Origin of the sequence: uncultured Neisseria sp., assembly GCF_951230505.1 — a bacterium.
Classification (GTDB): Bacteria; Pseudomonadota; Gammaproteobacteria; order Burkholderiales; family Neisseriaceae; genus Neisseria.
The window spans coordinates 1-6,791 of record NZ_CATNVN010000101.1 but is presented as its reverse complement, the minus strand read 5'-3'; the positions used below and the strand labels follow the sequence as shown (position 1 = coordinate 6,791).

General features: G+C 48.8%; 7 protein-coding genes and 1 pseudogene. 1 reads left to right on the top strand and 7 read right to left on the bottom strand.

Annotation, left to right across the window (positions count from 1 at the left end; genetic code table 11):
• The 4 genes from Q1M25_RS07115 to Q1M25_RS07100 all read right to left on the bottom strand — a co-directional run.
• The coding region (locus tag Q1M25_RS07115; RefSeq protein WP_300483365.1) for an FAD-binding oxidoreductase at positions 1–756 on the bottom strand (756 nt) is incomplete at its 3' end.
• A gap of 150 nt (positions 757–906) precedes the next feature.
• A complete protein-coding gene (locus Q1M25_RS07110) occupies positions 907–1,794 on the bottom strand; it encodes an ABC transporter permease subunit (RefSeq protein ID WP_300483363.1) in 888 nt (295 codons plus the stop codon).
• On the bottom strand, positions 1,794–2,759 hold the full coding sequence (locus Q1M25_RS07105) for an ABC transporter permease subunit (protein ID WP_004520792.1): 966 nt from the start codon (positions 2,757–2,759) through the stop codon (positions 1,794–1,796). The genes Q1M25_RS07110 and Q1M25_RS07105 overlap by 1 nt, the downstream gene beginning before the upstream one ends.
• A 15-nt stretch (positions 2,760–2,774) precedes the next feature.
• The gene (locus Q1M25_RS07100; protein ID WP_070823535.1) at positions 2,775–3,899 is read right to left on the bottom strand and encodes a polyamine ABC transporter ATP-binding protein; all 1,125 of its coding nucleotides are present in this window, start codon (positions 3,897–3,899) and stop codon (positions 2,775–2,777) included.
• A gap of 475 nt (positions 3,900–4,374) precedes the next feature.
• Here Q1M25_RS07100 and radC point away from each other — a divergent pair, with 475 nt between their 5' ends.
• Positions 4,375–5,049, top strand: coding sequence for a DNA repair protein RadC (gene radC / locus Q1M25_RS07095; protein ID WP_300483357.1), 675 nt, complete (start codon positions 4,375–4,377; stop codon positions 5,047–5,049).
• Positions 5,050–5,098: 49 nt separating this feature from the next.
• Here the strand turns inward: radC and Q1M25_RS07090 are convergent.
• The 3 genes and pseudogenes from Q1M25_RS07090 to aqpZ all read right to left on the bottom strand — a co-directional run bounded on the left by Q1M25_RS07090 (position 5,099) and on the right by aqpZ (position 6,580).
• Positions 5,099–5,370, bottom strand: a pseudogene (locus Q1M25_RS07090) (NF038104 family lipoprotein).
• A complete protein-coding gene (locus Q1M25_RS07085; protein ID WP_300483354.1) occupies positions 5,358–5,690 on the bottom strand; it encodes a general secretion pathway protein GspG in 333 nt (110 codons plus the stop codon). The pseudogene Q1M25_RS07090 and the gene Q1M25_RS07085 overlap by 13 nt, the downstream one beginning before the upstream one ends.
• Before the next feature lie 146 nt (positions 5,691–5,836).
• Complete coding sequence (gene aqpZ / locus Q1M25_RS07080; RefSeq protein ID WP_300483351.1) at positions 5,837–6,580, bottom strand: aquaporin Z; 744 nt, start codon at positions 6,578–6,580, stop codon at positions 5,837–5,839.
• Positions 6,581–6,791: the final 211 nt, after the last annotated feature.

Sequence of the window (6,791 nt, the reverse complement as noted above, 5' to 3'; positions counted from 1 at the left end):
TTTGAATTTCGGGTGTAAACCGGCATAAGTATTGACGGCATAAACGAGGTTTTTGCACTCGACTCTGCCATTAGGTGTATGAACCAGCCAGCCGTTATCGCATGGCTCGATACGCGTCATCGGGGATTGCTCAAAAAGTTGTGCGCCTGCATCGGCTGCCGCTTTGGCAATGCCTAGGGTGTAATTGAGCGGGTGTAAGTGGCCGGATAAAGGATCAAATTGCGCGCCTTGATACATATCGCTGGCAAGTTGCTGCTTCAGCGTGGCTTTATCCCAAAGCTGGTAATGGCTTGCGCCATAATGTTTTTGGGCGTGTTCGTGCCATTGTTGCAACTCTTCCCAATGCTGAGGACGTACGGCGACGGTAGCGTAGCCGCGTTGCCAATCGCATTGGATATTGTGTTTTTGAATGCGCGAGTCAACCAGTTCAACGGCTTGTAGGGATTGCTGCCAGAACCATTGGGCTTGTTCCAAACCGACTTGTTTTTCGATTTCTTCCATGCCGCAGGCAAAGTCGCTGATGACTTGTCCGCCGCTGCGACCTGATGCGCCGAAACCGATACGGGCGGCTTCAAGTACGATGACTTCATGGCCGTTTTCGGCAAGCGGTAGGGCGGTGCATAAGCCGGACAGACCGCCGCCGATAACGCAGGTTTCAGTTTTCAGATGGCCTTCAAGCGTCGGATAAGACGGATGGGGATTGGCCGTGCTGACATAGTAGGAAGGAAGGTATTCTTTGAAGCTGGGATTAATCATGATTTGAGCTTTAGGTTGTGGTTTTCACTTCATTGAAATTGGTTTTCAGACGGCCTGGAATGTGGGTTTGGGTTCAGGCCGTCTGAAAAGATAAGATGCAGTTAATAAAACAGGCTGTTCCGACGCTTTATCGGACAGCCTGTCTGCATATTAGGCGGCTTTCTCGGCTGCCAATTTTTCTTGGCGGTAGGCTTCGGCAGCCTCGCGTTCCCGTTTGGTTGCCTGACGCATCATCCAGTAGTTGACGACAATCACCAGCGTACCGATGATACCGATCAGGATGGTTGCCAAAACGTTCATTTGAGGGTCAAGGCCGAGTTTGATTTTGGAGAAAATCACTTGCGGCAATGTCGATGAACCCGGGCCTGACAGGAAGGAGGTAATCACCAAGTCGTCCAAAGACAGGGTAATGCCCAAGAGGAAGCCGGAAGCGATCGCAGGGGCAATCAGCGGCAGGGTAATCACGAAGAAAATCTTCAGCGGACGGGCACCCAAGTCCATTGCAGCTTCTTCCAAGGATTGATCCAATTCCACCAAGCGCGAGCGGATAATGACGGTAATGTACGCCATGCAAAGCGTGGTGTGGCCGAGGAAGATGGTGAAGAAACCGCGATCGAAGTAGAGCGATTGCAGCAATTCGCTGCTTTGCAGGAACATTTGTACCTGAATAATCAGCAGCAGCATGGACAAACCGGTAATCACATCAGGCATTACCATAGGCGCGGAAATCATACCGGCAAACAGGGTGCTGCCTCGGAAGCGTTTGATACGCGCCATGGCGTAACCAGCCAATGTGCCGAGTGCCACGGCGGCAAGTGAGGAAACGATGGCGATACGCAATGACAGCCAGGCCGCTTCCAAGATGGTGTCGTTTTCCATCAATGCGCCGTACCATTTGGTTGAAAAACCGCCCCAAACGGTAACCAGTTTGGATTCATTGAAAGAATAGATGACCAAAACCACCAGCGGAATATAGAGGAATGCCAGCGAGAGCAGGAGCATCAGTTTCAAGAACCAGGATAATTTGGTTTTCTGCATTATTTGCCTCCTTCTTCCAATTCGCGGTTTTCATAGTGCTGGAACAGGGCAATCGGTACAACCAGCAGGGCAACCATGACGACGGCGACGGCAGAAGCCAGCGGCCAGTTGTTTTGGTCGAAGAATGCCTGCCACAATACTTTACCAATCATCAGGTTTTCAGAACCGCCCACCAATTCAGGAATCACAAATTCACCGACGGCCGGAACAAAGACCAGCATAGAGCCAGCGATGATGCCTGTTTTGGATAAAGGCAGGGTAATGGTAAAGAACGATTTGATCGGACCTGCGCCCAAGTCGGAAGCAGCTTCGAGCAGACGGTTGTCCAGTTTTACCAGTTGTGTGTACAGCGGCAAAATCATAAACGGCAGATAGGCGTAAACCATCACCAAATTCAGCGAGAAAGCATTGTAGAACAGGTCTAAAGGCTCGCTGATGATTCCATATTTGATTAAGAAATTGTTGATGATGCCGTTGTGACCCAATAAGCCCATCCATGCGTAAACACGCAACAGGAAAGAGGTCCAGAAAGGCAGCATGATTGCCAACAGCAGGCCGTTGCGCGCAGCCGGATTGGCGCGTGAGATGGCATAAGCGGTCGGGTAACCAATCAACAGGCAGATGATGGTCGTCGTCAGCGCAGTCTTAATCGAAGACCAGTAGGTCATCAGATAGATATTGCTGTTTTCACTGTCGCCAAAAGGATTGAGTGTATTCCAAAAATTTTGGAAGATGTCGGCGTAGTTCTGATAGCTGATGGCAATGTTCAGACGGCCTAAGTCTTCATCAATCGTTGTCAGCGGCGTAAATGGCGGAATAGCGATTTCTTGTTCGGCAAAGCTGATTTTCAATACGATGGCGAACGGAATCAGAAACAGAATCAAAAGCCAAATATACGGCACGGCAATCACTGCACGCTGTCCAGGACGGCGAAACAGTTTCTTTTTCAGTTTTTTAAGGTCCATTGCATTTCCCTCAAATTAACTGTACAGAGGTGTCGGTTGGTTTTCAGGCCAGCTGATATAGACGGTCTCGTCCCAAGTCGGCGGCGTAATGTTGCGTACATACCAATAAGGTGCGGGAACTTGGCTCTTAACGACACGGCCGTTGGCGAGTTTGATGTGGTAAATCGCGAAGCTGCCCAGATAGGCAATTTCTTTAACCGTGCCTTGGGCCCAGTTGTGCGCGCCCAAGTGTTCCGGTTTTTCTTTATGCAAATCAATGTCTTCAGGGCGGATGCTGATCCAAATTTCATGGTCGTTCGGAACGCCCAAGCCGTGGTCGATGCGGACGTGGTTTTCCAAACCGTCACATTTGACGATGGAGAAATCGGCGCGGTCGTCAACAACGACACCGTCAAAAATATTGGTTTCGCCGATAAATTCAGCAGTAAAGCGGCTGTTAGGGTAATCGTACACGTCGCTAGGCGTACCGACTTGGCGCAATTGGCCGTCGGACATAATGGCGATACGGGTAGCCATCGTCATTGCTTCTTCTTGGTCGTGGGTAACCATGATGCAGGTTACGCCGACTTGTTCCAGCGTGTTGACCAATTCCAGTTGGGTTTGTTGGCGCAGTTTTTTATCGAGTGCGCCCAAAGGTTCGTCAAGCAGCAGGATTTTAGGACGTTTCGCCAGGCTGCGCGCCAAAGCGATACGTTGTTGCTGGCCGCCGGAGAGTTGGTGCGGTTTGCGTTTGGCGTATTTGGTCATTTGCACCAGGCGCAACATTTCTTCGACGCGGGCATCGATTTCGCCTTTAGGCATTTTGTCTTGTTTCAGACCGAAAGCGATGTTTTGCTCAACGCTCATGTGCGGGAACAGGGCATAGCTTTGGAACATCATGTTGATTGGGCGTTCATACGGAGCAAGCTTGGTAATGTCTTGGCCGTCGAGAATGATTTTGCCCTGATTTGGGCTTTCCATGCCTGCCAACATGCGCAGCAGCGTAGATTTGCCACTGCCTGAACTGCCCAAAAGGGCAAAGATTTCGTGTTGATAGATGTCCAAGTCGATGTTATCGACAGCGTAATTGTCACCAAACTTTTTCACCAAGCCTTGGATTTGCAAATAAGGTTTGGCTGAAGACGCAGTGGTTGCGGTCATAATGGCAATACTCCAAAAAGAAAGACGAGTACCGGCAAAACGGATTTTCGAATGGGTGATAAAAAGCTGTTTGATTGCTGGCGGGAGTCGGACGGAGGCCGTCTGAAACTCTTGTAAAGCGCACGGGCAGCGTGGATAGAAAGCAATTTAAGCCTAACTTTTGCTTTCGGCAAACTCAATATTATATTAGCCTAAGCCTCATAGGGGCAATATGAAAATGCTTGTAGCGGCTGATTTGAAACAAATAGGAAAGGAAAGGCAGGCAGGGGAACAGGATAGCAAAAATGGGTAACGTTGTTTTTCTGCACAAAAGGGTTTAATTTATATTTAAATGTCTTAAAAAATAATTCAAGATAGAATAAAATACGCAAATTGCATTAATTTTAATAAAGTCGTGCGGATTGCGTTTTATGCGGGCAAGATGGTTTTGTTCTAAATAAAAACTAAATTCGCTATATGAATAAAAAGGGAAAACATGAGCATTAAAGAATGGCCTGAAGGGGAACGGCCGCGCGAGAAGCTCTTGGCGCACGGTGCGACGGCGTTGAGTGATGCGGAGTTGCTGGCGATTTTGTTGCGTGTCGGAACGCGCGGTATGAGTGCGGTTGATTTAGCGCGTTATTTGTTGAGTGAGTTTGGCAGCTTGGGGAAGCTGATGAGTGCGGATGCCAAAACACTCGCTGCTTATAAGGGCATGGGCTTGGCGAGCTATACTCAATTTGCAGTGGTCAAAGAAATCGGGCGGCGGATTTTGGGTGAAGATTTGCAGGAGCAGATTGTTCTGTCAAACCCGCAATCGGTTGCGGATTATCTGCGCCTGCATCTTGGGCATGAAAAAATCGAGGTCAGCGTTGCTTTGCTGCTCAACCGTCAAAATCAATTGATTGCGGTACGGGAATTGTCGCGCGGTACGGTGGCGGAAAACACGGTTTATATCCGTGAAATCGTCAAATTGGCATTGGATGAATATGCCGACAGTTTGATTTTGGCACACAATCATCCTGGCGGTTCGGCAATGCCGTCTGAATCTGATGTGCAGTTTACAGAGCGTTTGAAACAGGCTTTAAGTTTGGTTGATATTACGCTGTTGGACCATTTTATCGTGACGGCAAAAGAAACCTGCTCTTTGCGCGAACAGGGCTATATGTAAGGATGAATGTTCAGACGGCCTCGGTAGGATTCCGAGGCCGTCTGAAGGATTATTGCGCTACTTCGTCAGAAGATTCTTTCTTATAGACGATTTCTTCCGATTTTGGCTTTTCTTTGCTCTTTTCTTTTTCTTTGTCCTTGTCTTTTTTGCTGTCAGGAATGGCGGCATCAATCACTGCCCCCGTTCCTTTGACAACCAATTTTCCGGCAGTCAGGACGGTTGTGCAGCCAAATCGACAGCCGCGCCTACAACGCAGCCGTTAAGCGTCAGACAAAGGGCAAGTGCCGGAAGCAGGCGTTTTGTGCATCTCAATGGCTGCATCCGCAGTGTCCTTCGTGATGATGGTTGCATCCGAGTGCTTCTTGCCAAGCATCATCATCGCCGTCAAATTCTTCAACTTCATCAAATTCGCCGTTTTCTACCATGCTTACCAGCTCTTCCAAGCTTTCTGCGCCTTCTACCCAAAAGCAGGGAATATCGGGTGGTGTGTCAGGTGCAAGCAGTGCGGCTTGTTGGTCGTACCAAGCAATCCAGTAGCCGTTTTGCGTTTGTACGAATACGGCATCGGGATGGATGGTTTCGTTTTCAGTATTGACCAGCATTCTGGCAGCGATATCGGTTTGAAAAGGTAAGGTTTGCATGATGGTTTGAGAATGTAAGAAAAAAAGTATTGTAACATGGTAAAAACAAACGCACCGTCTGAGTCAGGCGGTGCGTTTATGTCTCGGCAACTTGGATGCGGACGGTTTAAGGTGTCGGCCGTACCGGGAATGTCATTTCGTCAAGATTATTTGTCGTCGTTAGCCAAAACGAAGCGGTAAATAGCTGCGCCAACTGCTGCGCCGGCAATAGGAGCCAACCAGAACAACCATAGTTGTTCAATAGCCCAGCCACCTTGGAACAAGGCAACGCCGGTAGAACGTGCAGGGTTAACGGAAGTATTGGTTACAGGAATGCTGATCAAGTGAATCAGGGTCAGACCCAGGCCGATGGCGATAGGGGCAAAGCCGGCCGGAGCCAGTTTGTCGGTAGAACCCATGATGATGATCAGGAAGAATGCGGTCAGTACGAATTCGATCAGCAAAGCAGCCATCATGTCGTAACCGTTAGGAGAGTGTTCGCCGAAACCGTTGCTGGCAAAGCCGGAGGCAACAGCATCAAAACCGGTTTTACCGGAAGCAATCAGATACAGAACGCCAGCAGCGGCAATCGCACCGATAACTTGGGATACGATGTAAGGCAACAGGTCTTTACCGTTGAAGCGACCACCGATGAAAAGGCCGACGGAAACGGCAGGGTTGAAGTGTCCGCCGGAAATGTGGCCAACGGCATAAGCCATGGTCAGTACGGTCAAGCCGAACGCCAAAGCGACACCGGCAAAGCCAATGCCGAGTTCAGGGTAAGCTGCTGCCAATACTGCGCTGCCGCAACCGCCGAATACCAGCCAGAAAGTGCCGAAAAATTCTGCAAAATATTTTTTCATTTGTTTTTCCTCGTAAAGGGTGGGGGTGTTGCCGAAGGCATGCATCATAATAATAATGCTTCTAATCGAAAAACAGATTTACCTGTTTTTTCCGGTCTTGACAAAAGGCCGTCTGAAAATGGTGACAAATGGATAGGGATATATCTTGCAGGTCGAGTTTTGTTTATTGAGGCTGGGTTTATTTAATAGCGAAGCAAATGCCGTTAATGCAAAAGCATTTGGTTTTGTTAGTAATATTATTTACAGATTATTCATTTAA

Excerpts from the sequence above, each read along its gene's own strand:
- Q1M25_RS07110 (WP_300483363.1), bottom strand. The coding sequence starts at position 1,794 with ATGCAGAAAACCAAATTATCCTGGTTCTTGAAACTGATGCTCCTGCTC.
- Q1M25_RS07105 (WP_004520792.1), bottom strand. The coding sequence starts at position 2,759 with ATGGACCTTAAAAAACTGAAAAAGAAACTGTTTCGCCGTCCTGGACAG.
- Q1M25_RS07100 (WP_070823535.1), bottom strand. The coding sequence starts at position 3,899 with ATGACCGCAACCACTGCGTCTTCAGCCAAACCTTATTTGCAAATCCAA.
- radC (WP_300483357.1), top strand. The coding sequence starts at position 4,375 with ATGAGCATTAAAGAATGGCCTGAAGGGGAACGGCCGCGCGAGAAGCTC.
- Q1M25_RS07085 (WP_300483354.1), bottom strand. The coding sequence starts at position 5,690 with ATGCAAACCTTACCTTTTCAAACCGATATCGCTGCCAGAATGCTGGTC.
- aqpZ (WP_300483351.1), bottom strand. The coding sequence starts at position 6,580 with ATGATGCATGCCTTCGGCAACACCCCCACCCTTTACGAGGAAAAACAA.